This window comes from Streptomyces palmae (genome assembly GCF_004684805.1).
Lineage (GTDB): Bacteria > Actinomycetota > Actinomycetes > Streptomycetales > Streptomycetaceae > Streptomyces > Streptomyces palmae.
Map to the genome: position 1 here is coordinate 1 of NZ_SRID01000063.1, position 23,956 is coordinate 23,956.

The window sequence follows — 23,956 nt, forward strand, 5'->3', positions numbered from 1 at the left end:
CGCCTCGGGCCGCCCCCAGGAGCCCGTACGCTTGCGCCGCACGGCCTGAGGGCCGCGGGCTTCCGCCTCTCCCCGCGCGGTTTGCAGGCCAGGCCCTCCTGCCGTACCCCCTGGGCCCTCGTGGCCCTCAGACCCCGTCCCGGCCGTCGCTCAGATCAGTCCGTGCTCGCGCAGGTACTCCAGCTGTGCGCGTACCGACAGCTCGGCGGCCGGCCACAGCGAGCGGTCCACCTCCGCGTAGACGTGCGCGACCACCTCGGAAGCCGTCCGGTGCCCCTGCTCCACCGCCGTCTCCACCTGGGCCAGCCGGCTGGCCCGGTGCGCCAGGTAGTACTCGATCGCCCCGCGCGCGTCGGCCAGCACCGGCCCGTGGCCGGGCAGCACCGTGTCCACCCCGTCGTCCACGGTCAGCGACCGCAGCCGGCGCAGCGAGTCGAGGTACTCGCCCAGCCGCCCGTCGGGGTGCGCGACCATCGTGGTGCCGCGGCCCAGCACGGTGTCGCCGGTGAGCACGGCGGCGTCCGCGGGCAGGTGGAAGGAGAGCGAGTCGGCGGTGTGCCCCGGGGTGGGGACCACCCGCAGCTCCAGCCCCCCGGTGGTGATCACATCACCCTCCCCCAGCCCTTCGTCGCCCAGCCGCAGCGTCGGGTCCAGCGCCCGGACAGGGGTACGGGTCAGCTCGGCGAAGCGCGCCGCGCCCTCCGCGTGGTCCGGGTGGCCGTGGGTGAGCAGGGTCAGCCCCACCCGCTTCCCGGCACGTTCGGCGCTCGCCACCACGGCCCGCAGATGGCTTTCGTCCAGCGGTCCGGGGTCGATGACCACGGCCAGGTCGGAGTCGGGTTCGGCGACGATCCAGGTGTTGGTGCCGTCCAGCGTCATCGGCGAGGGGTTCGGCGCCAGGACGCACATCGCGCGTGCGGTGGCGGGTCCGCCTATGGCGCCGCCGCGCGGCTGCCCCGGCAGTGAGCCTGCGAAGGTCATGCGTCCTCCCCGCCCTCGGCGATCCGCTTGGTGAACTCCTCGTGGCCGGGCCAGCTCAGCACCAGTTGGCCGTCCACCAGCTCGGCCCGCGCCAGTACGGGGGTCAGGTCCCGCGTCGCGGCCGCGGACAGCACCTCGGCCGCCGTGCCGTACGGCGCCAGGTCGCGCAGTGTGGCGATGGTCGGCGGCATCATCAGCAGCTCGCCCCGGTCGTAGCCGCCGGCCGCGTCCTGTGGCCGGATCCAGACCGTGCGGTCGGCCTCGGTGGAGGCGTTGCGGGTGCGCTGCCCGGCCGGCAGCGCGGCCACGAAGAACCAGGTGTCGTAGCGGCGCGACTCGAACTCCGGGGTGATCCAGCGCGCCCAGCCGCCCAGCAGGTCGGAGCGGAGCACCAGCCCCCGGCGGCCGAGGAAGTCGGCGAAGGAGAGTTCGCGCGCCACCAGTGCCGCCCGGTCGGCTTCCCAGTCCGCGCCCGTGGTGTCCGCGACGACCGTGTCCGCGGCGGGACCGGCGAGCAGTACGCCGGCCTCCTCGAAGGTCTCCCGGACCGCCGCGCACACCACGGCCTGCGCCGCGGTGGCGTCCTCGCCGAGGCCGAGCCTCCGCGCCCACTCCTCGCGGGTGGGCCCGGCCCAGGCCACCTCGCCCCGGTCCCGGGGATCCACCGACCCGCCCGGGTACGCGTACGCGCCTCCGGCGAATGCCATGGAGGCGCGTCTGCGCAGCATGTAGACGTCAGGGCCGCCGACGCCGTCCCGCAGCAGCAGCACGGTGGCCGCGGCACGCGGGGCGGGCGGGGTCAGCTCGCCGGCGGCCAGCGCACGGATTCGATCCGGCCACTCGGGCGGAAACCACTGGCCATTGGTCGCATTGGTCGTGGACGACATGGCCGGATGTTATGCGGTCGCGCCCGGATGTTCGAGGGGACGCTTCCTCCGGGCCCGGACCGCCGTACGGCAGGAGCGCCCGTCCGGCCCCGTCCCTCCCGGCAGGTCTCTCGGCCAGGACGGCCCGGTCCCGGACCCGTACGGCCCAAGCCCCGACCCGTACGGATCAGTCCGCGATCTCGACCTGGATCTCGACCTCGACCGGCGCGTCCAGCGGCAGCACCGCCACGCCGACCGCGCTGCGGGCGTGGATGCCCTTGTCGCCGAGCACCTCGCCGAGCAGTTCGCTGGCGCCGTTGACGACACCGGGCTGGCCGGTGAAGTCCGAGGCCGAGGCCACGAAGCCGACGACCTTGACCACCCGCGCGATCCGGTCGAGGTCACCGACCACCGACTTCACGGCGGCCAGGGCGTTCAGCGCGCAGATACGCGCCAGCTCCTTGGCCTCCTCGGGGGTCACCTCCGCACCGACCTTGCCGGTCACGCCCAGCTTGCCGTCGACCAGCGGCAGCTGGCCGGCGGTGTGGACGTACGCGCCGGTGCGGACCGCGGGGACGTAGGACGCCAGCGGCGCCGCGACCTCCGGCAGGCTCAGCCCCAGCTCGGCGAGCTTCCGCTCGGCCGCGCTCATGCGACCTTCTCCCGCTTGAGGTAGGCCACCAGCTGCTCGGGGTTGTTCGGCCCCGGCACGACCTGGACGAGCTCCCAGCCGTCCTCACCCCAGGTGTCCAGGATCTGCTTGGTGGCGTGCACCAGCAGGGGCACTGTCGCGTATTCCCACTTGGTCATGGTGCTGACTGTAGTGCCTCTCCCTCGGGGGCTGGTGCGTACTCCCGGCGGCGACTGGTTAGGCTCCGCAATGTGAGCAGGCTCCATGTCGTCAGTGGCAAGGGCGGAACCGGCAAGACCACGGTCGCCGCCGCACTCGCGCTGGCCCTCGCAGGCGAGGGCAAGCGCGTCCTGCTGGTCGAAGTCGAAGGCCGCCAGGGCATCGCTCAACTCTTCGAAACCGGGGCACTGCCCTACGAGGAGCGGAAGATCGCGGTCGGGCCGGGGGGCGGCGAGGTGTACGCCCTGGCCATCGACCCGGAGTTCGCGCTCCTCGACTACCTCCACATGTTCTACAAGCTGGGCTCGGCCGGACGGGCGCTGAAGAAGCTGGGCGCGATCGACTTCGCCACCACCATCGCGCCCGGCCTGCGGGACGTCCTGCTGACCGGCAAGGCGTGCGAGGCGGTGCGCCGCAAGACCCGCGCCGGTCGGTTCATCTACGACTACGTGGTCATGGACGCGCCGCCGACCGGGCGTATCACCCGCTTCCTCAACGTCAACGACGAGATGGCGGGGCTGGCCCGCACCGGGCCGATACACCATCAGGCGCAGGCCGTGATGCGCGTGCTCAAGTCGGCGGAAACAGCCGTCCACATGGTGACCCTGCTGGAGGAGATGCCGGTACAGGAGACCGCGGACGGCATCGCCGAGCTGCGCCGCGAGGGGCTGCCCACCGGCTCGGTGGTGATCAACATGGTGCGGCCCGCGATCCTCGGCCCGGAGGCGGTGGACGCCGCGGCCAACGGGCAGCGCACCGCGGTCGCCAAGGCCCTGTCCACCGCCGGTCTGGGCGGCGCCCGGCGCGGCGGCCTGGCCGAACGCCTGGTCGACCCGCTGCTGGAACAGGCCCGGGAGCACGCGGAACGGGTAGCCCTGGAGCGGGCGCAGCGCGCCGAGTTGGCGCGGCTGGAGCTGCCCACCCACGAGCTGGAACTGCTCACCGACGGCATCGACCTGGCCGGGCTCTACCGGCTCGCCGCCGACCTGCGCAAGCAGTGGCCGATATGAGGACGTACGGCACCGCCGCCGGGACCGGCGGCACACGGTGCGGCCGGGCCGGCCGCACCGGCATCAGCGGAACGCGCGCATCGGGTCGCGCGGGAGAAGGTGGGGCGGCATGAGCATGGACGCGGCACCCCGGCTGGAGGCCGACGCCCTGCTGGACGACCCGCAGACCCGCATCGTGGTGTGCTGCGGCTCCGGCGGCGTGGGCAAGACCACCACGGCCGCGGCCCTCGGTCTGCGGGCCGCCGAGCGGGGGCGCAGGGTCGTGGTGCTCACCATCGACCCGGCGCGCCGGCTGGCCCAGTCGATGGGCATCGAGGCGCTGGACAACACCCCCCGCCAGGTGTCCGGCATCGATACCTCGGCAGGCGGCGAACTGCACGCGATGATGCTGGACATGAAGCGCACCTTCGACGAGATCGTCGAAGCGCACGCCGACCCCGAGCGGGCCCGCGCCATCCTGGCCAACCCCTTCTACCAGTCACTTTCGGCCGGTTTCGCGGGGACCCAGGAGTACATGGCCATGGAGAAGCTGGGCCAGCTCAGGGCGAGCGACGAATGGGACCTGATCGTCGTCGACACCCCACCCAGCCGGTCCGCGCTGGACTTCCTGGACGCGCCGAAGCGTCTGGGCTCCTTCCTCGACGGCAAGCTGATCAAGCTGCTGACGGCTCCGGCGAAGGTCGGCGGCCGGGCCGGGCTGAAGGTGCTCAACGTGGGCATGTCGATGATGACCGGCACCCTGAGCAAGCTGCTGGGCGGTTCGTTCCTGCGCGATGTGCAGACCTTCGCCGCCGCCATGGACACCATGTTCGGCGGCTTCCGCACCCGGGCCGACGCCACCTACCGGCTGCTCCAGGCCCCGGGTACCGCCTTCCTTGTGGTGGCGGCTCCGGAGCGGGACGCGCTGCGTGAGGCGGCGTACTTCGTGGAACGGCTGGCCGCGGACCGGATGCCGCTGGCCGGGTTGGTGCTGAACCGGGTGCACGGCAGCGGAGCCGCCCAGCTCTCGGCCGAACGGGCCCTGGCCGCCGCGGAGATGCTCACCGAGGTGCCCGCCGAGGACCCTGACCTGGGGGATCCGGAGTTCGGCGGTCCGGACACCGAGCGCCGCGCCGAGGCGGACTGTGCGGCTCCCGGGGCCGAAGACGGCGAAGAAAATCTTGTTAACGGCCGCATTGTCGATCGTGGTTCAGGGAAGGTTGAAGGGCGAAGCTCCCCGACCCTGGTTTCCGGCTCCGGCCCGGTCGCGGCTCCCGACGACGACTCCCCCACGTCGGCGGAGCAGCTCGCCGCCGGGCTGCTGAGGCTGCACGCCGAGCGCATGCAGGTGCTGGCGCGCGAGCAGCGCACCCGGGACCGCTTCGCGGCGCTGCACCCCGAGGTTCCGGTGGCCGAGGTGGCCGCGCTCCCCGGCGATGTGCACGACCTCGCGGGGCTGCGCACGGTCGGTGACCGCCTCGCCGAACAGTCGGACACCCTGCCCGCGGTCGGCTGACCGTTCGAGGGATCCCGGCAGGCTCGACCGCCACGGGGGCGCCTTCGGCGTCGGCCTCGGCCCGTACCGGCGTGCGGCTCCCTGCGAACAGGCGTCCTCAGGCACGTACCGCTGACCCACCCGTGGTTCAGCCCGCCCGTGTGCGCACCGGCGGTGCGCCCATCGGCGACCCTGGGTGCACACCCACGGCCGACGCGTCAGCAGCCGGCCGCGTGCCCGGCACCGAGGTGAGCCCATCGAGCGTTCCGCACTCCACCGGCGCGTTCGTGCCAGCGGCGCGGGGCATTCCGCACAGCGCCTGATGCCATGTCACCGTTCGGTCCAGCAAACGGATACCGGGCGGGTGTTCACCGGCCGACGGAAGTGCCGGACGGTGTTCGCCTGGGCGGGCCGGTCAGCCCGCGGCGGCGTAGCTGTCGTAGTCCTCGTCGTCATCGACCGCCAGGATGCCGGTGCCGCGCTCGTACTCGCTGCGCGCGGTCTCCAGCAGTCTGCGCCAGGATGTGACCGTCGGTCGGCGGCGCAGCAGTGCCCGCCGCTCCCGCTCGGTCATTCCGCCCCACACGCCGAACTCGACCCGGTTGTCCAAGGCGTCGGCCAGGCACTCGGTGCGCACGGGACACCCCGTGCAGACCGCTTTCGCCCGGTTCTGCGCTGCGCCTTGGACGAATAGTTCGTCCGGATCGGTCGTGCGGCAGGCGGCCTGCGTACTCCAGTCGGTTACCCAGCCCATGCTGGTGCCGTCCTCTCCCGAATTGAGGCTCCCCCACGGCGACAAACGGCATATTCACCGTCGCCAGTTGAGGACGTTACGGAAGGTCGACAGAGCGCAACAGCCCCTGCGGGCCCAATCTTGAATGGTCCGAACGGACTATGCGTACGCGGCAGATCACCCAACGGAGTGAGCTGACGACATAGCAGACTTCAGGGGCATATCAGGTCAGCCTTCACGCATCCCGAGGAGCACATCCGACCTAATCTCCCAATGCGGACATGTCTCATCACTCACATGAGTGAGGGGGGAAGGCAACACAGAACGCAGGCCCTGAGCTGGTGTGAGCCAGCGTATGCGAACACCTGGCCCCCTGTCCGGCGATTCGCCACGTAGGCTGCCCCCATGGGTAAGAAGCGCTCGGGCGGGGGCCTCTCCACCACACAGCAAGCCGCGAAGTTCCTCGGCGTCAGCGTGCTGGCCGGCGCGGTCATGGCCGGGCTCGCACTGCCCGCGGTCGGAGCGCTCGGCCTGGCGGCCAAGGGCACGGTCGAGGAGTTCGACGACATCCCGGCGAACCTCAAGACCCCGCCGCTCAGCCAGCGGACGACCATCCTGGACGCCGACGGCGACGAGATCGCCAAGGTCTACGAGCGCGACCGCACGGTGGTGCCGCTCAAGGACATCTCGCCCCACATGCAGAAGGCGATCGTCGCGATCGAGGACGCCCGCTTCTACGAGCACGGGGCGATCGACCTCAAGGGCGTGCTGCGCGCGATCAACAAGAACGCCCAGGACGGCGGCGTCTCCGAGGGAGCCTCCACCCTCACCCAGCAGTACGTGAAGAACGTCTTCGTGGAGGAGGCCGGCGACGACGCGGACAAGGTCGCGCAGGCCACCCAGCAGACCGTGGGCCGCAAGATCCGCGAGCTGAAGTACGCGATCCAGATCGAGAAGGAACTCGGCAAGAAGCGGATCCTGCAGAACTACCTGAACATCACCTTCTTCGGGCAGCAGGCGTACGGCATCGAGGTCGCGTCCCAGCGCTACTTCAGCAAGCACGCCAAGGACCTCACCCTGCCCGAGGCCGCGATGCTCGCCGGACTCGTCCAGTCACCCAGCCGGTACGACCCGATCAACAACCCCCAGCAGGCCAAGCTGCGCCGCGACACCGTGCTCCAGCGCATGGCCGAGGTGAAGAACATCTCGCAGGCCGAGGCCGATCGGGCCAAGAAGCAGCCGCTCGGCCTCAAGGTCAGCCGCCCCAAGAACGGCTGCATCACCGCGGTCGACGGCGCCGGCTTCTTCTGCGCCTACGTCCACCAGGTCTTCCTCTCGGACCCGGCTTTCGGCAAGACCCGCGAGGAGCGCGCCAAGCGCTGGAACCAGGGCGGGCTGACGATCCACACCACCCTGGACCCGCGGGCCCAGAAGTCGGTGCAGAAGGCCATCGCCGGCAACGTCTACGCCACGGACGAGGTCGCCACCGCGGTCACCCTGGTGGAGCCCGGCACCGGGAAGATCCTCGGCATGGGGCAGTCCCGTCCGTACGGCTTCGGCAAGAACCAGTTGGAGATCAACCTCTCCGTCGACGACGACATGGGCGGCGGCAACGGCTACCTGTCCGGGTCGACGTTCAAGCCGATCGTGGCGGCGGCGGCGCTGGAGCAGGGGGTCAAGCCCACCAAGTCGTACCCCTCGCCGTACCGGATGAAGTACCCGAGCCCCGTTCGGACCTGCAACGGCTCCTGGAGCGGCAACGACTCCACGCAGAACGAGAACGCCACCGAAAAGGGCCCGTACCGCATGAAGGAGGCGACCGCGAAGTCGATCAACACCTACTACGTGCAGTTGATCAGCGACATCGGGGTCTGCCCGGTCACCACCATGGCCAAGGAGATGGGGGTCGAGCGGGCCGACGGCAAGGCGCTTGAGCAGCTGCCCTCGATCTCCCTCGGCACCCAGGTGGTGTCCCCCCTGACCATGGCCAACGCGTACGCCACCTTCGCCAACCGCGGGGTGTACTGCTCGCCGGTGGCCATCGAGTCGATCACCGACGCCGACGGCAGGAAGCTGAAGGTGCCGCAGACTTCATGCCACCGGGCGATGTCCGAGAAGACCGCCAAGACCGTCAACTCCCTTCTCAAGGGCGTGGTCGAGGACGGCACCGGCAAGCAGGCCGGCCTCGCCGGCCGGGCCAGCGCGGGCAAGACCGGCACCACCGACGACCGCTACGACGCCTGGTTCGTGGGCTACACGCCGAACATGGCGGGCGCGGTCTGGGTCGGTGACCCCAACCGCCGGCGCCAGATGATCGGCATCAACATCGGCGGGCGCCCCTACGACAAGGTCTTCGGCGGCGAGGTGCCCGGCCCGATCTGGCGCGAGGCGATGAGCGGGGCCCTGGAGGGCAAGCCCGCCCCCGACCTGCCCGTCCTCCCGATCGCGGACCCGGAGCGGAAGAAGCCCGGCCGCGACCGCCCCAGGCCGGGCGGCGACAACCCCTGGCCGGACGTCAGCATCCCGCCGGACCTGATCGGCGGCGACACCGGCGGCTGGGACCCGACTCGACCCGGCAACGGCCACGGCCGGCGGCCCTGAGCCCACCGGCACAGCACCGCAGCACCACGGCGACACGAAGGGGCCCGGACGGCGAACCGTCCGGGCCCCTTCGGCCGTACGGGGTCAGCCCGCCAGCCGGCGCTTCACCGCGGCGGCCACCCGGCCACCCTCGGCACGGCCCGCGATCTTCGGGTTCACGATCTTCATCACCGCGCCCATGGCCTTGGGACCCTCCGCCCCGCCCGCGGCGGCCTCCGCGACCGCCTCGGCCACCAGCGCGTCCAGCTCCTCGTCCGTCAGCGGCTTCGGCAGGTACTCGGCGAGCACCTCGCCCTCCACCCGCTCCCGCTCGGCCTGCTCGGGACGGCCGCCCTGGGCGAACGCCTCGGCGGCCTCACGGCGCTTCTTCGCCTCGCGCGCGATGATCTTCTCCACCTCGGCGTCGGACAGCTCTCGAGCGGTCGTGCCCGCCACCTCTTCCTTCTGGATGGCGGTCAGGGTGAGCCGGAGAGTGGAGGAGCGCAGCTCGTCGCGCGCCTTGATGGCTGCGGTGAGGTCGTCCTGCAGCCTGGACTTGAGCGTGGTGGTCATGGGTCGAGTCTGCCAGCCCTGGCCGGTAATCACCCGAAGATTTCGTCTCCGTCCGGGGTCTGCGACGATGGAGAGCATGCGCGCCCGATACGGAGTACCCCTGGGAATCACGGCGGTCGGCGCCGCCGGAATCGCCTATGCCGCCGGTTTCGAAGTCCGTTCCTTCCGGCTCCGGAGGGTCATGGTGCCGGTGCTGCCGCGCGGCATGCGACCGCTGCGTGTGCTGCAGGTCTCGGACATTCACATGGTCAGCGGCCAGCGCAAGAAGCAGCGCTGGCTCCAGTCGCTGGCCGGGCTGCGCCCCGACTTCGTCATCAACACCGGTGACAACCTCTCCGACCCCGAGGGTGTGCCCGAGACGCTGGACGCGCTGGGCCCGCTGATGGAGTTCCCGGGCGCGTACGTCTTCGGCTCCAACGACTACTACGGCCCCAAGCTGCGGAACCCGGCCCGCTACCTGATGGAGAAGGCCAACGGCCGGCACGGGCTGAACGGCAACCCGCCGGCGGTCGGCGCCATCCACAACCCGTGGGAGGAGCTGCGCGACGCCTTCGACACGGCGGGCTGGGTCGGGCTGTCCAACACCCGCGGCCGCATCAAGCTGGAGGGCCTGGAGATCGCCCTGACCGGTCTGGACGACCCGCACATCAAGCGCGACCGGTACAGCGAGGTCGCCGGCGGCCCGGAGTCCGGGGCGGACCTCTCGCTGGCCGTGGTGCACGCGCCGTACCTGCGGGTGCTGGACGCCTTCACCGCGGACCGCTACCCGCTGATCCTGGCGGGCCACACCCACGGCGGCCAACTGTGCATCCCCTTCTACGGGGCCCTGGTCACCAACTGCGACATCGACACCCGCCGGGTGAAGGGCCTGTCCACCCACCAGGCCGGGGGCCACACCTCCTACCTCCACGTCTCGGCAGGCTGCGGCACCAACCGATACACCCCGGTCCGCTTCGCCTGCCCGCCCGAGGCCACGCTGCTCACGCTCACCCCAGGCGACTGACCAGCGAGGGCGCCCCCGAAACCGGATTTCACCTACAGCGCCGCGTGGGCTAAAGTAGAGCTCGTTGCTTCGGGGTGTAGCGCAGCTTGGCAGCGCGCTTCGTTCGGGACGAAGAGGTCGTGGGTTCAAATCCCGCCACCCCGACTGAAGGAACACCAGGTCAGGGGCCTGATCCGCGAGAGCGGGTCGGGCCCCTGACTCGTTTCCCCAACCCTTGGGGATCGGCTCGCCCCCGGCTCCCCGAGCACCGCCTCACCCGGTCGCAGGCTCGACCCCACCTGGCACCGCGGAGGCTCGACCGCGCCGGCATCCAGGCGAATGTGAGCTACACAACACATGGGGTCCGGGGGCTCCTCGAACGGCCGGCTCCACCCCCGATCCGCCTCGGCGGGCAGCCGCCTCCTGGCGCCGACCGCCCGGAGCGGATCGCGGCCGGGGAAGGCGGCAGCGGATGCCGGACACCGGCCGAGGCACTCCCGCGGCCCTGACGCGAACCCCCGTCGGACGCATCCCCAGCAGGCTGTGGCACATCACACGCAATCGTGACGAGCCTGCGTCACACTCCGCAACCGGAGGCAGGCAGTATGGCGCCCATGCCAAATCTCCGCTCAAACATCACCGCCTGGCTCGGCCGCAAATATTTTTCGCGGCTCCAGCGAAACGGCCTGGACTTGTCCAAGATGTCGTTTCTGCCAGAGTCCACGCTGATGCCGCTCCGCCGGGACGGCGTGAACCCGGTACCGGGGCTGGCCGCGCGCCGCGCCAAGGAGCCCATCAGCAAGCTCGCGCTGCCCTTCGGCATGACCGGCTGGCTGGTCACCGGATACGCCGAGGCAAAGACCATCCTGGGCAAGGCCCATGACTTCAGCACGGATTTCTCCAACCTCGCCGGGAACGCCGGGATATCGGCCCAGCAGAACCCCGGTGGGCTCGGCTTCAGCGATCCCCCGCACCACACCCGCCTGCGGCGCCTCCTGACCCCGGAGTTCACCATGCGCCGTCTGAGCAGGCTGACTCCGCGCATCCACGCCTTGGTCGAGGAGCGCCTGGACGCGATGGAGGCCATCGACGGGCCGGTCGACCTGGTTCAGGAGTTCGCGTTTCCCATCCCCTCTCTCGTCATATGCGAGCTGCTGGGGGTCCCCTACGAGGACCGGGACGACTTCCAGCGCCTGAGCACCGCGCGGTTCGATCTGTTCGGCGGGGCGGGTGCCTCCTTCGGAGCGATATCCGACTCCCTTTCCTATCTCCGGGACATCGTCAAGAAGCAGCGGGAGAACCCGGGTGACGGGCTGCTGGGCATGCTCGTGCGCGAGCACGGCGACGAGATCGACGACGAGGAACTCACCGGCCTGGCCGACGGGGTGCTCACCGGAGGGCTGGAGACCACCGCGAGCATGCTGGCCCTGGGCACCGTGGTGCTGCTCCAGCACCCCCAGCACCTCGCCACGCTGCGCGAGGACGACACGGTGGTGGACGGGCTCATCGAGGAACTGCTGCGCTACCTCACGGTGGTGCAGGTGGCCTTCCCGCGCTTCGCCAAGGAGGACATGGAGGTCGCGGGCACCAAGATCTCCCGTGGCGACTTCGTGCTCTGCTCGCTGAGCGGGGTCAACCGGGACGAGTCGCTCGGCCCCGACATGGAGCGCTTCGATCCGCACCGCGACGCCCCTTCCCACCTTGCCTTCGGCTACGGCATCCACCGCTGCGTCGGAGCCGAGCTGGCCCGTATGGAACTGCGTGCCGCGATGCCCGCCCTCGTGCGCCGCTTCCCCGAGATGCGCCTGGCGGTCGCCCCGGAGGACCTGTCGTTCCGGAAGCTCTCGATCGTCTACGGCATGGACGCACTGCCGCTGCTGCTCAAGTAGACCGCCCGGTGGCCGGGATGCCGGAAGTCCTGGCCGGTCAGAAGCGCTCGACCAGGTGCTCACGGCCGGCCGGTGGCTGATAGGCCTCCGGCCAGAAGTCGACGATGCTCTGGATGCGGCCGTCGGGCCCGGCGGTGAAGAACCCGATGCCCTGCTCCTCTTCCTCGCCCACCGTGACCCGGACCCAGGACACCGCCTGGCGGTCATCGGCGACGATGCGCTCCACCTCGACGCTCCACTCCCCCGGGTACTCGACGTTGAATCGGACGACCGCCTCACGCCCGAGTACGCGCTCCCGCGTCTGCGGCAGCTCATAGCTCACATCCACCGCGAGCGTGTCGGCGAAGGCGGTCCAGTCGCGCGCCTGGGCCGTCGCCCAGTAGCTCTCGACCATGCTGCGTATGTCGCCCATCGGTCCTCGGTCCTCCGCTTCATGGTGGGGCGGGTCGGCCGGCGGACAGCGCGCCCCGCACTCCCCCGCCCTGGTGAGTGCGTCCCCCGAAGTGTCCCCCGAGGGGCCGGCATCGCGCACCGGCGCCCGGCCCGCCTGTGGAAATCCAGGGCCCGCCGGCGTCCGGACACCCGCCGTGCGACGGGGTACATCCCACGAACGGGTGGCCGGACTTTCCACACCCCCGGGACGGATCCGCTTGACCGCAGGTCAGGAGGGCGGCCGGGTGGCCTTGAGGGAGTACATCAGCGGCACCCGCGGCCGGTCTGCGGGCAGTCGGTAGTAACCGTCCTCCCCCTGCCGCAGCGCTCCGAACTGCTGGAACAGCGTCACATCGTGTTCGTGCAGGAAGTCGATGCGCAGTCCCGCTTCGGCAAGGGCGGAGACCACCTCACCCAGCGGGTGCTGCCACTGGTAGCTGCGGTTGTTGACGGTGGCGGCGTCGAAGTCGGTGTAGGTGCCGGAGGTTTCGTCCACCCAGGGGTCGGGGCTGAAGTAGTCGTGCGCGATGTGCGCGCCGGACTCGGCGTCCAGGGCGTCGGTCAGCGGATGGAACTCGGCGAGGTAGAGGAACCCGCCGGGCGTCAGCAGATGTGCCACGATCTCGGCCCAGCGCCGGATGTCGGGCAGCCAGCACAGCGCACCGACCCCGGTGTAGACGATGTCGTAGGAGGGGTCGGGCACGGCTTCGGCCGCGTCGTAGATGTCGGCGGCCACGAACAGCGCACGGTCCGGGCCCAAGCCGAGCTCGGTGGCCAGCTCTCGGGCGGTCTCGACGGCGGGTTCGGAGAAGTCCAGGCCCACCACCTGGGCGGCGCCCCGCCGGGCCCAGGAGAGGGTGTCCAGGCCCAGGTGGCACTGGAGGTGGAGCAGGCTGCGGCCGGTGACGTCGCCGACCTCGGCGTGCTCGAAGTCGCGGAGGCTGTCCTTGCCCTCGCGGAAGGCGTCGAGGTCGTAGTGGTCGCTGCTGGCATGTATCGGAACGCGCTCGTCCCACATCGCGCGGTTGGTGTCGCGCCAGTCGTGGGGGGACGCAGGTCTCTGCATGTGCCGGAGGTTATCCACAGGCTCGGGGCGACACCAGCCGGTTCCGTGCGCGTCGGCGCAGAATGGGGGGCATGACCGAGAGCACAGAGTCCATGCCGGACTGGGAGAAGCGTTTCAGGGCACCGCGGGTGGGCCTGCCGGAGTGGGCGGAGGACGCCCCGCACCGTTCACTGTTCGTCTCCAACGCGACGGGCACCTTCGAGTTGTACGCCTGGGACCGCGAGACCGGTGGACAGCGGCAGGTGACCGACCGGCCGAACGGCACCACGAGCGGCACGCTGTCCCCGGACGGCGAGTGGATCTGGTGGTTCTCGGACACCGACGGCGACGAGTTCGGGGTCTGGCTGCGGCAGCCCTTCGCCGGACCGGCGGGCAGCGACGAGCCCGCCACCCCGGGTCTGGAGCCCTCCTATCCGACCGGGCTGGCGCTCGGCCGGGACGGCACGGCGGTCGTGGGCCGGTCCACCGACGAGGACGGCTCCACCGTCCATGTGGTGGAGCCGGGCGCCCAGCCGCGCGAGATCTACCGCCACCGCGAGTCGGCCGGGGTCGGCGACCTCTCCCACGACGGCACGCTCATCGCGATCGAGCACACCGAGCACGGTGACGCGATGCACTCGGCGATCCGCGTGGTGCGGCTGGACGGCACGGCGGTCGCCGAGTTGGACGACACCAAGGGCGGCGTGGCGGAGCTGGGCCTTTCGGTCATGGGCTTCGCACCGGTCGACGGGGACGCGCGGCTGCTCGTCGGGCACCAGCGGCGGGGTCGCTGGGAGCCGATGGTGTGGGACCCGCTGACCGGCGAGGAGACGGCGCTGGCGATCGATCTGCCGGGCGATGTGGGCGCCGAGTGGTTCCCGGACGGGGCCGCGCTGCTGGTCTCCCACAGCTACCAGGCGCGCAGCGAGCTGTGGCGGTACGACCTGGCCTCCGCGCGGCTGAGCCGGGTCGAGACGCCGGCCGGCACGATCTCGGCCGCGGGCGCCCGTCCGGACGGCACCGTGGAGTTCCTGTGGTCCTCGGCCGCCGAGCCGCCGCAGGTCCGGTCGACCAGCGGTCGAGTGGTGCTGGATCCTCCGGGGTTCACCGCGCCCGGGTCGGTCCCGGTGTCGGACGTCTGGGTGGACGGACCCGGCGGCCGGGTGCACGCGCTGATGCAGAAGCCCGCGGGTGACGGCCCGTTCCCCACCGTCTTCGACATCCACGGCGGCCCCACCTGGCACGACAGCGACGCCTTCACGGCCGGAACGGCGGCCTGGGTGGACCACGGCTTCGCGGTGGTGCGGGTGAACTACCGCGGCTCGACCGGTTACGGACGCGCCTGGACGGACGCCCTCAAGCACCGGGTCGGACTCATCGAACTGGAGGACATCGCCGCGGTCCGGGAGTGGGCGGTGGAGTCAGGACTGGCCGACCCGGCGCGGCTGGTCCTGGCCGGTGGCTCCTGGGGCGGCTATCTGACCCTGCTCGGGCTCGGCACTCAGCCGGACGCCTGGGCGGTGGGCCTGGCGGCGGTGCCGGTGGCGGACTACGTCACGGCCTACCACGACGAGATGGAGGCGCTGAAGGCGATGGACCGCACCCTGCTGGGCGGCACCCCGGAGGAGGTGCCGGAGCGGTTCGCGGCCTCCTCGCCGCTGACCTACGTCGACCAGGTGCGCGCGCCGGTCTACATCTCCGCCGGTGTGAACGACCCCCGCTGCCCCATACGCCAGGTGGAGAACTACGTCGCGCGGCTGGAGCGGCGTGGAGCCCCGCACCAGGTGTACCGCTACGACGCGGGGCACGGCTCGCTCGTCGTCGAGGAGCGGATCAAGCAGCTCCGGCAGGAGATCGAGTTCGCCCAGCGCCATCTTCGGCTTCCGGATCCGGCGTGATGCCCAGCGCCAGGTCTCGGGCGGTCTCCACCTCGCGGCGGAAGAACCGGAACCACATGAAGACCACGAAACCGGCGAAGACGAACCACTCACCGGTGTAACCGAGGTTCTGGAACGCCTTGAGATCCAGTCCGGTGCCCTCGGCCTCGGCCGGCGGCACCGGACTCAGGGGCTTGGGCGCCGAGGAGGAGGTGATCCAGGCGTCGTAGACGTCGTACGGCACCAGGTTGACCAGCGAGGCCGCACTGATCATGCCCAGCTGACCGTCGGGCAGCCCACCGTCGGCAATCACCCCGTCGCCACCCCGGCTCTCGGACGCCTGGAGGGCGCCGACCACCGTCACCTCACCGGTCGGCGGGGCGGGCACCTTGGCGGTGTCGGCCTTGGCGTCGGCGTCGCCCGGGAGCCAGCCGCGGACCACGGGCACCGCCTTGGCCCCACCCGCGGCACCGCGTCCGTCGGCCTTGCCGTCGGCCCCGTCGGCCCCGTCAGTGCGGAGCAGGGTGAGCACATAGAAGCCGTCGCGGTCGTCGAGGCGGCGGCCGGGGACGAGCAGCTGGTGCTCGGTGTCGTACCGGCCGGTGACGGTGGCCTTCCGGCCGTAGGTGTCCCGGGTGACCGGCAGCAGGTCGCGCAGCGGCTCGGCCGGTGTCCGACGGGCCTCGGCCTCGCGGTCCTGCTGCTGGTTGTGCGAGTCGACACGCGACTCGAACCGGCTGAGCTGCCAGCTGCCCATCGACAGACACAGCGGGATGGCCAGCACGGCGAGCACGTTGAACACCCACCATCGGGGCGTCAGCAGAAACCGATACACACCACCACGGTACGGGCCCCCTCCGGCGCGCCCGGCACGGCCCCCGGCACCACCGGATCGTCCAAGGTCACAGCGGCGGCCTCGGCACGGCACCGGCGGCTTCCGCGGGAGCGCGTCCGGGTGAGCCCTGCCGGGTGGGCGGTTCCGCGTGGCGCTCCCGCACGGACGGTGCCGCGCTGGGCGCTGCCGCGCAGGCGGTTCCGCGTGGTGGGGCCGCGCCGCCCCCTCTGCGGCGCGGCCCCACCACGAGGCCTCTACGGACGGTCAGCCGCCCAGCACATCGGTGCGGTAGATCGTCCCGGCGCAGGCGTTCGCCACCGTGGTGCTGCCGGCGCCCGGGGCACCGGCCGACGGGGTGTAGCTGATCAGGACACCGGCGTCCCCGTGGCCTGGGTCACCACCGGTGGCACCGCCGGCGTCCGGCTGCTCCGATCCGGGCTGGCCGTCAGCGGCGGACCCATTGCCGTCCGGCGAAGGGTCGGAGGTGGGCGGGGTCGTCGCCCCGCAGCCCGAGGAGCCGCCACCCGCGGCCGGGATCCAGGCGAACCGGACCTGGAACGCCTCACCCGGCAGCAGGTTCACCGTGCCGGGCACGGTGGCCGGGTCGGGCAGATCGGTGGCCGCGTCGCCGGAGGTGTGGTCCACCACCTTGATTCCCGCGGCGTCCACTCCCCCCTGGGAGGTGGTGCTGAGCAGGCCCGGGCCGTCGACGGTGCAGGCACTGCCGGAGATGTTGACCAACCGGAACGAGCCGTAGACCGCGCCGTTGGCGTCCGCGGGGCCGGTCGACGCCGAGCCGTTGCCGAGCTGGGTGCGGGTGCAGATGGGTGAGGCGGCGTCCACGGTGTCGGACGGATCCGGCCCCGGTCCGGTGCTACCGCGCTTCGGACCCTTGTCCTTGGCGCCCTTCTTGCCGCCCTCGCCCTTGCGGCCCTTGCCCGCGTCGCCCGGTTTGGTGGGCGATCCGGTCGCCTGGCCGTCACGGCCCTCGCCGTGCGTACCGCCCTGCGCCCCGGGGGTGCGCCGGCTGTTGGCGGCGTTGGCGGGCCGGTCGTCGGAAGCACCGGCCTTGGTGGCCACGTGCACCAGGGCGGGCACCGCGGCTCCGCCGAGCACCAGCGCGGCCACCGCGCCGACCAGCGCCTGACGGCGGCGGGTACGGCGGGCGGGTACGGCGCGGCGCAGGTGCTCCAGTGCGTTCGGAGCCGGTTCGAGGTCGTTGACGGCTCCCTGCAGCAGGTCCTTCAGCGTCTGCTCGTCGAAGCCGCCGCCAGGACCGCCCGACTCGGCGGCCCTGCCGTCGCCCGGCCCGGTGCGTCCGCCCGTACCGGCCTCGGATCCATTCAGGCCGGCGCCCTTGTCCGGCCCGGCCCCGGTATCGGCGCTCACCGTGTCCTCCATACCGGCACGTCCGGCACCGTGCGCCTCGGTGTCGTGGTCCCACTGCCGCTCGGGGTCTCGGGGACTCGGCCTGTCGTTCGTGTACTTCATGCCGGAGCCTCCATGGCGACGCGCAGAGCGGCGATACCGCGCGAGCCGTACGCCTTGACCGAACCGAGGGATATGCCGAGCGTCTCGGCCACCTGGGCTTCGGTCATATCGGCGAAGTAACGCAGCACGAGGACCTCGCGCTGACGGCGCTGCAGCCCTCTCATTGCCTTGATCAACTGATCCCGTTCCAGCTGCTCGTACGCCCCCTCCTCCGCACTCGCCATGTCGGGCATGGGCTTGGAGAGCAGCTTCAGGCCGAGGATGCGGCGCCGCAGGGCGGAACGAGAGAGGTTGACGACGGTCTGCCGCAGGTACGCGAGCGTCTTCTCGGGGTCCCGCACCCGGCTGCGCGCCGAGTGCACGCGGATGAACGCCTCCTGTACGACGTCCTCGCAGGAGGCGGTGTCGTCCAGCAGGAGTGCGGCGAGACCCAGGAGCGACCGGTAATGGGCGCGGTAGGTCTCGGTGAGATGGTCGACTGTGGTGCCCACTGCCATCGCGTCGTCAGTTTCCCCACGCTGTGACGGGATCTGCGCAGGGCGGACGGTCGACCACGGCGCGATCACCGGCATACCAGCTGGAGTGCGGGAACGCGGATGAAGTGCGGTGCGCGCGCGCCTGGGGACCGTTGCGATGCCGAGTACCTCTGCCACGCCTGTTGGACACGCTTCCCCCCGCCAGGGTTGTACGCGTGAGGTATCGCTTCCGGCGATACAAAAGTTGCCCCCATGCGCACCAGCTCTTCCCTTATGAACCGATTTCACCAACACCCACGTGGGGGCGGCTATGAAGACGCCCCCCGTCCACTGCCGGTTGCAGCGAGGCGGGGAGCGCATCGTCGAACAGACCGTCTGTCCAGTTCAAGCGGCCCAGGTCATCGTAATGGCCATAGATCCTTCACAGATTCCCAGACCGGCGACCCCGGCGGCCCGGATTTCGCCAGCGCTCCCGGAGGCCCAGGGGGCGCCGCGGGCATCGGCGAGCCGGCGAAGCCCGCGGACCGAGTCGAGCAGCGAGCTGACCGAACCCGCGTCCGACCGACGGGCCGAGGCCGCCTCCGACCGGCGGTCCGGCCGATGCCGCGTCGAGCCTGCGGGACGGCACCGCCCGCGGGCCGGACGTGCCCGCGGACGGTGCCGTACGAAGCCGGCTGCCCCCGCGGGCGCCGCCTAGAGCGCGGCCCGCTCCGCCGCGACGACCTCCGCGATCTGCGCGGTGTTGAGCGCCGCGCCCTTGCGCAGGTTGTCGCCGCAGACGAACAGTTCCAGCGCGCACGGGTCGTCCAGCGCCCGCCGCACCCGCCCCACCCAGGTCGGATCGGTGCCCACCACATCGGCCGGAGTGGGGAACTCGCCCTGCGCCGGGTCGTCGCAGAGCACCACGCCCGGGGCGGTGGCCAGGATCTCGTGGGCGGCCGACACCGTGACCTCCCGCTCGAACCGCGCATGCACGGCCAGCGAGTGGCCGGTTATCACCGGCACCCGGACGCAGGTCACGGCGATCGGGAGCCCGGGCAGGCCGAGGATCTTCCGTGTCTCGTTCCGTACCTTCAGCTCCTCCGAGGTCCAGCCGTCCTCCTGGAGCGACCCCGCGAAGGGCACCACGTTGAGCGCCAGCGGCCCCGGGAACGGCCCGCTGTCGCCGATCGCCCCCCGCACGTCCCCGGGCTGGCTGCCCAGGTCGGAGCCGGCGACCTTGCCCAGCTGCTCGCGGAGCGCGTCCACACCGGCCTTGCCCGCGCCGGAGGCCGCCTGGTACGAGGAGACCACCAGCTCGGTCAGCCCGAACTCGGCGTGCAGCGCGCCCATCGCCACGATCATGGACAGCGTGGTGCAGTTGGGGTTGGCGATGATGCCGCGCGGTCGCATCCGAGCCGCGTGGGGGTTCACCTCGGGCACCACCAGCGGCACCTCGGGGTCCATCCGGAAGGCTCCGGAGTTGTCGACGACCACCGCGCCCCGGCTCGCCGCGATGGGCGCCCACCGCGCCGAGACCTCGTCCGGTACGTCGAACATCGCGACGTCGACGCCCTCGAACGCCTCCTCGGCGAGCGCCACGACCTCGACCTGCTCACCGCGCACGGTCAGTTTTCGGCCTGCCGAACGCGCCGAGGCGATCAACCGGATCTCACCCCAGATGTCCGCACGCTCGGACAGGATGCCGAGCATGACGGTGCCGACCGCCCCGGTGGCGCCGACCACCGCGAGGGTCGGCTTGCCGGCGCAGCCGGCCGCGCCGGTCATCGCCCGGTCCCTCCGTAGACGACGGCCTCGTCGGTGTCGCTGTCCAGCCCGAACGCGGTGTGCACGGCGCGCACCGCCTCGTTGACGTCGTCGGCGCGGGTGACCACCGAGATGCGGATCTCGGAGGTGGAGATCAGCTCGATGTTGACCCCGGCGTTCGACAGCGCCTCGAAGAACGACGCGGTGACCCCGGGGTTGGTCTTCATGCCCGCGCCGACCAGGGAGATCTTGGCGATCTGGTCGTCGTAGCGCAGCGAGTCGAAACCGATCACCGGCTGCGCCTTGGTCAGCGACTCCATCGCCTTGTGGCCGTCGGCCTTGGGCAGCGTGAAGGAGATGTCGGTGAGCCCGGTGGACGCGGCGGAGACGTTCTGCACCACCATGTCGATGTTGATCTCGGCGTCCGAGACGGTACGGAAGATGGCCGCGGCCTCGCCCGGCTTGTCCGGCACACCGACGACCGTGATCTTCGCCTCGGAGGTGTCGTGGGCGACACCGGAGATAAGGGCCTGCTCCACCTTCTGATCCCCTTGCGGCTCGTTGCTGACCCAGGTGCCGCGCAGTCCGGAGAAGGACGAGCGGACATGGATCGGGATGTTGTAACGACGTGCGTACTCCACGCACCGGTGCAGCAGCACCTTGGAGCCGGAGCTGGCCAGCTCCAGCATGTCCTCCGACGAGATCCAGTCGATCTTGCGGGCCTTCCTCACCACCCGCGGGTCGGCGGTGAAGACACCGTCGACGTCGGTGTAGATCTCGCAGACCTCGGCCTCCAGCGCGGCGGCGAGGGCGACGGCGGTGGTGTCGGAGCCACCGCGGCCCAGGGTGGTGATGTCCTTCTTGTCGTGGGACACCCCCTGGAAACCGGCCACGATCGCGATGTTGCCCTCTTCCAGAGCGGTCCTGATCCGGCCCGGCGTGACATCGATGATCCGCGCCTTGTTGTGGACCGAGTCGGTGATGACCCCCGCCTGGCTCCCGGTGAACGACTGCGCCTCGTGACCGAGGTTTTTGATCGCCATCGCCAGCAGGGCCATGGAGATCCGCTCTCCGGCGGTCAGCAGCATGTCGAACTCGCGCCCGGCCGGAATCGGGGATACCTGCTGAGCGAGATCGATCAGCTCGTCCGTCGTGTCGCCCATCGCGGAAACCACCACGACCACCTGATGGCCGTTCTTCTTGGCTTCCACGATCCGCTTGGCGACGCGCTTGATGCCTTCGGCATCGGCAACGGATGAGCCTCCGTACTTCTGCACGACAAGGCCCACGTGCGCTCCTCGCAAACTGTTCGTAAAACGGTCGACTCAGTCTATCGAGCGGCCGGAAAACGCCCTCCGAATATCACATAGCGAGACAGAACGCTCACCCCGCGATCTCCGATCGATCGCGCCGGCGCACCCGTCGGGCCCGTATCCGCTCAGCGACCACCTGCCCAGCGCACGCCCGGGCACACGGAACGTAAGGCAGCTCACACAGAGCCCGGCTCCGCTCGATCCGGCACGCCGTGACCGACGTCACTTCTCCACGGGGCTCTCCACGGCGGGGCTCTCCACGGAGCCGGAGCCCAGACCCAGCGGCGCCCCCAGCTCGGCCGCCATCACCCGGCCCGCCTCCTCGGCCAACGTGTCGTCGTCGGCACCCGCGCCGTTGTCGGTGTCCAGACCGTCCAACTCGTCCAGCGGGCTGTTCAACCGGACGTGCGCGACCAGGGACTGGAGGGCACGCAGCGCCGCCGAGGCGGTCGGGCCCCAGTTCGACAGGTAGGAGAACTGCCACCACCACAGCGCCTCGGTGACACGGCCGTCCCGGTAGTGGGCCATGCCGTGCCGCAGGTCGGTGATGATGTCCGCGAGATCGTCGGAGATCCGGCAGGCCACCGGCGCACTGCGCGGGACGTACGGGTCGAAGACCTCCGAGTAGACGTCGATCGGGTCCAGCAGCCGGGCGAAGCGCTCCCGCAGGTCGTCGACGTCCGCTTCCGGACCGGTGTCCGGCTCGTACCGCTCGTCCGGGAGGATGTCCTCGTGTGCGCCGAGCCGACCGCCGGCGAGCAGCAGCTGCGAGACCTCCAGCAGCAGGAAGGGCACCGCGCTGTCCGGCTCGTCGCCCTTCGCCACCTCGGTGACCGCGACGAGGAAGCTCTCGATCTGGTCGGAGATCTGGACCGCGAAGTCGTCCGGATTCTGGTGGCTGTCGTGCAGCGTTGCGTCAGACATCGAGAAGTCTTCTCCCTTCGAAGGCCCGCCCCAAGGTGACCTCGTCGGCGTACTCCAGATCGCCCCCGACCGGCAGGCCGCTCGCCAGGCGGGTGACCTTCAGGCCCATGGGCTTGACCATCCGCGCCAGGTAGGTGGCGGTGGCCTCCCCTTCCAGGTTGGGGTCTGTGGCGAGGATCAGCTCGGTGACCGTGCCGTCCGCGAGCCGGGCGAGCAGCTCCCGGATCCGCAGATCGTCCGGGCCCACGCCCTCGATCGGGCTGATCGCTCCGCCCAGCACGTGGTACCGGCCCCGGAACTCGCGCGTCCGCTCGATCGCGACGACGTCCTTCGGCTCCTCGACCACGCAGATGACCGCCGGGTCGCGGCGCGGGTCAAGGCAGACCCGGCACTGCTCGGCCTCGGCGACGTTCCCGCAGACCGAGCAGAACCGCACCTTGACCTTGACCTCGGTCAGCGCGTGCGCGAGGCGGCGGACATCGGCGGGCTCGGCCTGCAGGATGTGGAAGGCGATCCGCTGCGCGCTCTTGGGACCGACGCCGGGCAGTCTGCCCAGCTCGTCGATGAGGTCCTGGACCACGCCTTCGTACACGGAACGCTCTCTCCTTCTCGGACTGGTTCAACAGGCCCGCGGCCGGGCCGAGGGTTCGATCAGAACGGCAGGCCGGGCATGCCGCCGAGGCCCTGGGCCAGCGGACCGAGCTTCCGCTGCTGGAGCTCCTGGGCGGACTGGTTGGCGTCCCGGACCGCCGCGATGATCAGGTCGGCGAGGGTCTCGGTGTCCTCAGGGTCCACCGCCTTCGGGTCGATGACCAGGCCCTGGAGCTCACCGGCACCCGTCACGGTCGCCTTCACCAGGCCACCGCCGGACGACCCCTCGACAGGCGTGCGGGCCAGCTCTTCCTGAGCCGCGGCGAGGTCCTGCTGCATCTTCTGGGCCTGCTGAAGCAGCTGCTGCATATTGGGCTGGCCACCACCGGGGATCACGAGCTCGCTCCTGCTGTCGAAGTTCGGTTTCTTTCGATAGCCCGAGCCTACGTGCTCCCCGGTCGCCGCGCGCTACCCCGGCAAAAGCGAGAGCCCGTCCGCACATGGACGGGCACCCACCGCGGGCACACCCCGCGCACCGCCATCACGCTCCCGGACACCCCGCGTCCCCACCAAGCGCCCGGGTTTCCCGCGCCCCCTGGCGGCCCGACGTCCGGCCCTGCCGGGGCGGGGACCACCACGTGAACGCCCCTGCCGAGGGCCCGGACATCCCCGCGCCCCTCGGCGCCCCGGCGCCTACTGCCTGCCTGCCGCCTGCCGGGGGCGAGGACCCCCAGGGGAACGCCCCGCGTCGGGCGTCCAGACACCCCCGCGCCCCTCGGCGCCCCGGCGCCTACTGCCTCTGCCTGCCTGCCGCCTGCCGCCTGCCGGGGCGGGGACCACACCACGGGAACACCCCGGGTGCCGGCCACGCACCAGATCGCCCCGCCGGCGCTCGGGTGCCTGCTGGGGCGGGCGAGGGGGCGGGCTCGGCCGGCCCGCTACTCGTTGTCGATCTCCTCGATCACCGTGGCTCCCAGCTCGCGCACGATCAGGTCGTGGCCGCTGAGCGCGGTGTCGTCGAGATCCGGGTCGTCCTCGTCCGGGATGTCGTCCTCGGGCGCGACCGGCTGCGGCTGCGGCTCCCGGTACACCGGGGCGGCCGGCGGCGGCGTGGGGGCCGGTGCCGCGGCGGGCGCCGGACTGCCGGCCTGCGCCGCCGGGGCGGACCCCGGCGAGGGTGCCGGGGCAGCACCGAGGCCACCGGGCGCGGAGCCGCCGAAGCCACCGGCACCGCCCGGCGCACCGCCGCCGAAGCCACCGGCGGCACCGGGACCGCTCGGCCCCCCGC

General features: G+C 71.4%; 22 protein-coding genes, 1 tRNA gene and 1 pseudogene. 7 read left to right on the forward strand and 17 right to left on the reverse strand.

The genetic code is table 11. The features are described 5' to 3' along the window. Positions 1-150: 150 nt before the first annotated feature. The 4 genes from E4099_RS09780 to sp36 form a co-directional block, all read right to left on the reverse strand. Positions 151-981, reverse strand: coding sequence for an MBL fold metallo-hydrolase (locus E4099_RS09780; RefSeq protein ID WP_135338578.1), 831 nt, complete (start codon positions 979-981; stop codon positions 151-153). Then, positions 978-1,868 carry an NUDIX hydrolase gene (locus E4099_RS09785; RefSeq protein ID WP_135338579.1) on the reverse strand — a complete coding sequence of 297 codons (891 nt, stop codon included), beginning with the start codon at positions 1,866-1,868 and terminating at the stop codon, positions 978-980. Before E4099_RS09785 ends, E4099_RS09780 begins: the two co-directional genes overlap by 4 nt. Before the next feature lie 166 nt (positions 1,869-2,034). Further along, positions 2,035-2,499: a RidA family protein gene (locus tag E4099_RS09790; RefSeq protein WP_135338580.1), complete on the reverse strand. Its 465-nt coding sequence runs from the start codon at positions 2,497-2,499 to the stop codon at positions 2,035-2,037. Continuing rightward, on the reverse strand, positions 2,496-2,657 hold the full coding sequence (gene sp36, locus E4099_RS09795) for a Sp36 family protein (RefSeq protein ID WP_135338581.1): 162 nt from the start codon (positions 2,655-2,657) through the stop codon (positions 2,496-2,498). The genes E4099_RS09790 and sp36 overlap by 4 nt, the downstream gene beginning before the upstream one ends. 72 nt (positions 2,658-2,729) lie before the next feature. Here sp36 and bagA point away from each other — a divergent pair, with 72 nt between their 5' ends. Then, a complete protein-coding gene (bagA, locus tag E4099_RS09800) occupies positions 2,730-3,707 on the forward strand; it encodes an ATPase BagA (RefSeq protein ID WP_135338582.1) in 978 nt (325 codons plus the stop codon). Positions 3,708-3,816: 109 nt separating this feature from the next. After that, positions 3,817-5,202, forward strand: a complete 1,386-nt coding sequence (gene bagB, locus E4099_RS09805) for an ATPase BagB (protein WP_135338583.1) — start codon at positions 3,817-3,819, stop codon at positions 5,200-5,202. Between the two features lie 394 nt (positions 5,203-5,596). Here bagB and E4099_RS09810 read toward each other — a convergent pair whose 3' ends face one another. After that, positions 5,597-5,935 carry a WhiB family transcriptional regulator gene (locus E4099_RS09810; RefSeq protein ID WP_135338584.1) on the reverse strand — a complete coding sequence of 113 codons (339 nt, stop codon included), beginning with the start codon at positions 5,933-5,935 and terminating at the stop codon, positions 5,597-5,599. A 384-nt stretch (positions 5,936-6,319) separates the two neighbouring features. Here E4099_RS09810 and E4099_RS09820 point away from each other — a divergent pair, with 384 nt between their 5' ends. Continuing rightward, entirely contained in the window at positions 6,320-8,515 is a 2,196-nt protein-coding gene (locus E4099_RS09820) for a transglycosylase domain-containing protein (protein WP_135338585.1), read from the forward strand. Positions 8,516-8,599: 84 nt separating this feature from the next. On the opposite strand, the gene E4099_RS09825 is transcribed toward E4099_RS09820, so the two are convergent. Further along, positions 8,600-9,067 (reverse strand): GatB/YqeY domain-containing protein, encoded by a 468-nt coding sequence (locus tag E4099_RS09825; protein WP_135338586.1) that lies wholly within the window; start codon positions 9,065-9,067, stop codon positions 8,600-8,602. Positions 9,068-9,143: 76 nt separating this feature from the next. Between E4099_RS09825 and E4099_RS09830 the strand changes: the two genes are divergently transcribed. From E4099_RS09830 to E4099_RS09840, 3 genes are all read left to right on the forward strand, one after another. Beyond that, positions 9,144-10,070, forward strand: coding sequence for a metallophosphoesterase (locus tag E4099_RS09830; RefSeq protein WP_209446570.1), 927 nt, complete (start codon positions 9,144-9,146; stop codon positions 10,068-10,070). Positions 10,071-10,140: 70 nt separating this feature from the next. Continuing rightward, positions 10,141-10,214, forward strand: a tRNA-Pro gene (locus E4099_RS09835). Between the two features lie 449 nt (positions 10,215-10,663). Next, positions 10,664-11,938 carry a cytochrome P450 gene (locus E4099_RS09840; protein ID WP_135338588.1) on the forward strand — a complete coding sequence of 425 codons (1,275 nt, stop codon included), beginning with the start codon at positions 10,664-10,666 and terminating at the stop codon, positions 11,936-11,938. A gap of 37 nt (positions 11,939-11,975) precedes the next feature. Here E4099_RS09840 and E4099_RS09845 read toward each other — a convergent pair whose 3' ends face one another. Both E4099_RS09845 and E4099_RS09850 read right to left on the reverse strand, forming a co-directional pair. Next, entirely contained in the window at positions 11,976-12,350 is a 375-nt protein-coding gene (locus E4099_RS09845) for a nuclear transport factor 2 family protein (protein ID WP_135338589.1), read from the reverse strand. Between the two features lie 249 nt (positions 12,351-12,599). After that, the gene (locus E4099_RS09850; RefSeq protein WP_135338590.1) at positions 12,600-13,436 is read right to left on the reverse strand and encodes a class I SAM-dependent methyltransferase; all 837 of its coding nucleotides are present in this window, start codon (positions 13,434-13,436) and stop codon (positions 12,600-12,602) included. A 71-nt stretch (positions 13,437-13,507) separates the two neighbouring features. On the opposite strand from E4099_RS09850, the gene E4099_RS09855 reads away from it, so the two are divergent. Continuing rightward, positions 13,508-15,313, forward strand: a complete 1,806-nt coding sequence (locus E4099_RS09855; protein ID WP_245244726.1) for a S9 family peptidase — start codon at positions 13,508-13,510, stop codon at positions 15,311-15,313. On the opposite strand, the gene E4099_RS09860 is transcribed toward E4099_RS09855, so the two are convergent. The 9 genes and pseudogenes from E4099_RS09860 to E4099_RS32905 form a co-directional block, all read right to left on the reverse strand. Then, positions 15,249-16,127 carry an SURF1 family protein gene (locus E4099_RS09860; RefSeq protein WP_135338591.1) on the reverse strand — a complete coding sequence of 293 codons (879 nt, stop codon included), beginning with the start codon at positions 16,125-16,127 and terminating at the stop codon, positions 15,249-15,251. The genes E4099_RS09855 and E4099_RS09860 overlap by 65 nt on opposite strands. A 264-nt stretch (positions 16,128-16,391) precedes the next feature. Continuing rightward, positions 16,392-17,618, reverse strand: a complete 1,227-nt coding sequence (locus E4099_RS09865; RefSeq protein ID WP_135338592.1) for a hypothetical protein — start codon at positions 17,616-17,618, stop codon at positions 16,392-16,394. Continuing rightward, positions 17,615-18,271, reverse strand: a complete 657-nt coding sequence (locus E4099_RS09870) for a SigE family RNA polymerase sigma factor (RefSeq protein ID WP_386390301.1) — start codon at positions 18,269-18,271, stop codon at positions 17,615-17,617. Before E4099_RS09870 ends, E4099_RS09865 begins: the two co-directional genes overlap by 4 nt. 516 nt (positions 18,272-18,787) lie before the next feature. Beyond that, on the reverse strand, positions 18,788-19,861 hold the full coding sequence (locus tag E4099_RS09875; RefSeq protein ID WP_135338593.1) for an aspartate-semialdehyde dehydrogenase: 1,074 nt from the start codon (positions 19,859-19,861) through the stop codon (positions 18,788-18,790). After that, positions 19,858-21,129: an aspartate kinase gene (locus E4099_RS09880; protein WP_135338594.1), complete on the reverse strand. Its 1,272-nt coding sequence runs from the start codon at positions 21,127-21,129 to the stop codon at positions 19,858-19,860. The genes E4099_RS09875 and E4099_RS09880 overlap by 4 nt, the downstream gene beginning before the upstream one ends. A 246-nt stretch (positions 21,130-21,375) precedes the next feature. Next, positions 21,376-22,077 (reverse strand): DUF5063 domain-containing protein, encoded by a 702-nt coding sequence (locus E4099_RS09885; protein ID WP_135338595.1) that lies wholly within the window; start codon positions 22,075-22,077, stop codon positions 21,376-21,378. Beyond that, positions 22,070-22,669, reverse strand: a complete 600-nt coding sequence (recR, locus tag E4099_RS09890; RefSeq protein WP_135338596.1) for a recombination mediator RecR — start codon at positions 22,667-22,669, stop codon at positions 22,070-22,072. Before recR ends, E4099_RS09885 begins: the two co-directional genes overlap by 8 nt. A gap of 59 nt (positions 22,670-22,728) precedes the next feature. Beyond that, the gene (locus E4099_RS09895; protein ID WP_135338597.1) at positions 22,729-23,064 is read right to left on the reverse strand and encodes a YbaB/EbfC family nucleoid-associated protein; all 336 of its coding nucleotides are present in this window, start codon (positions 23,062-23,064) and stop codon (positions 22,729-22,731) included. Between the two features lie 542 nt (positions 23,065-23,606). Beyond that, positions 23,607-23,956: pseudogene (locus E4099_RS32905) on the reverse strand (DNA polymerase III subunit gamma and tau); the annotation flags it as partial.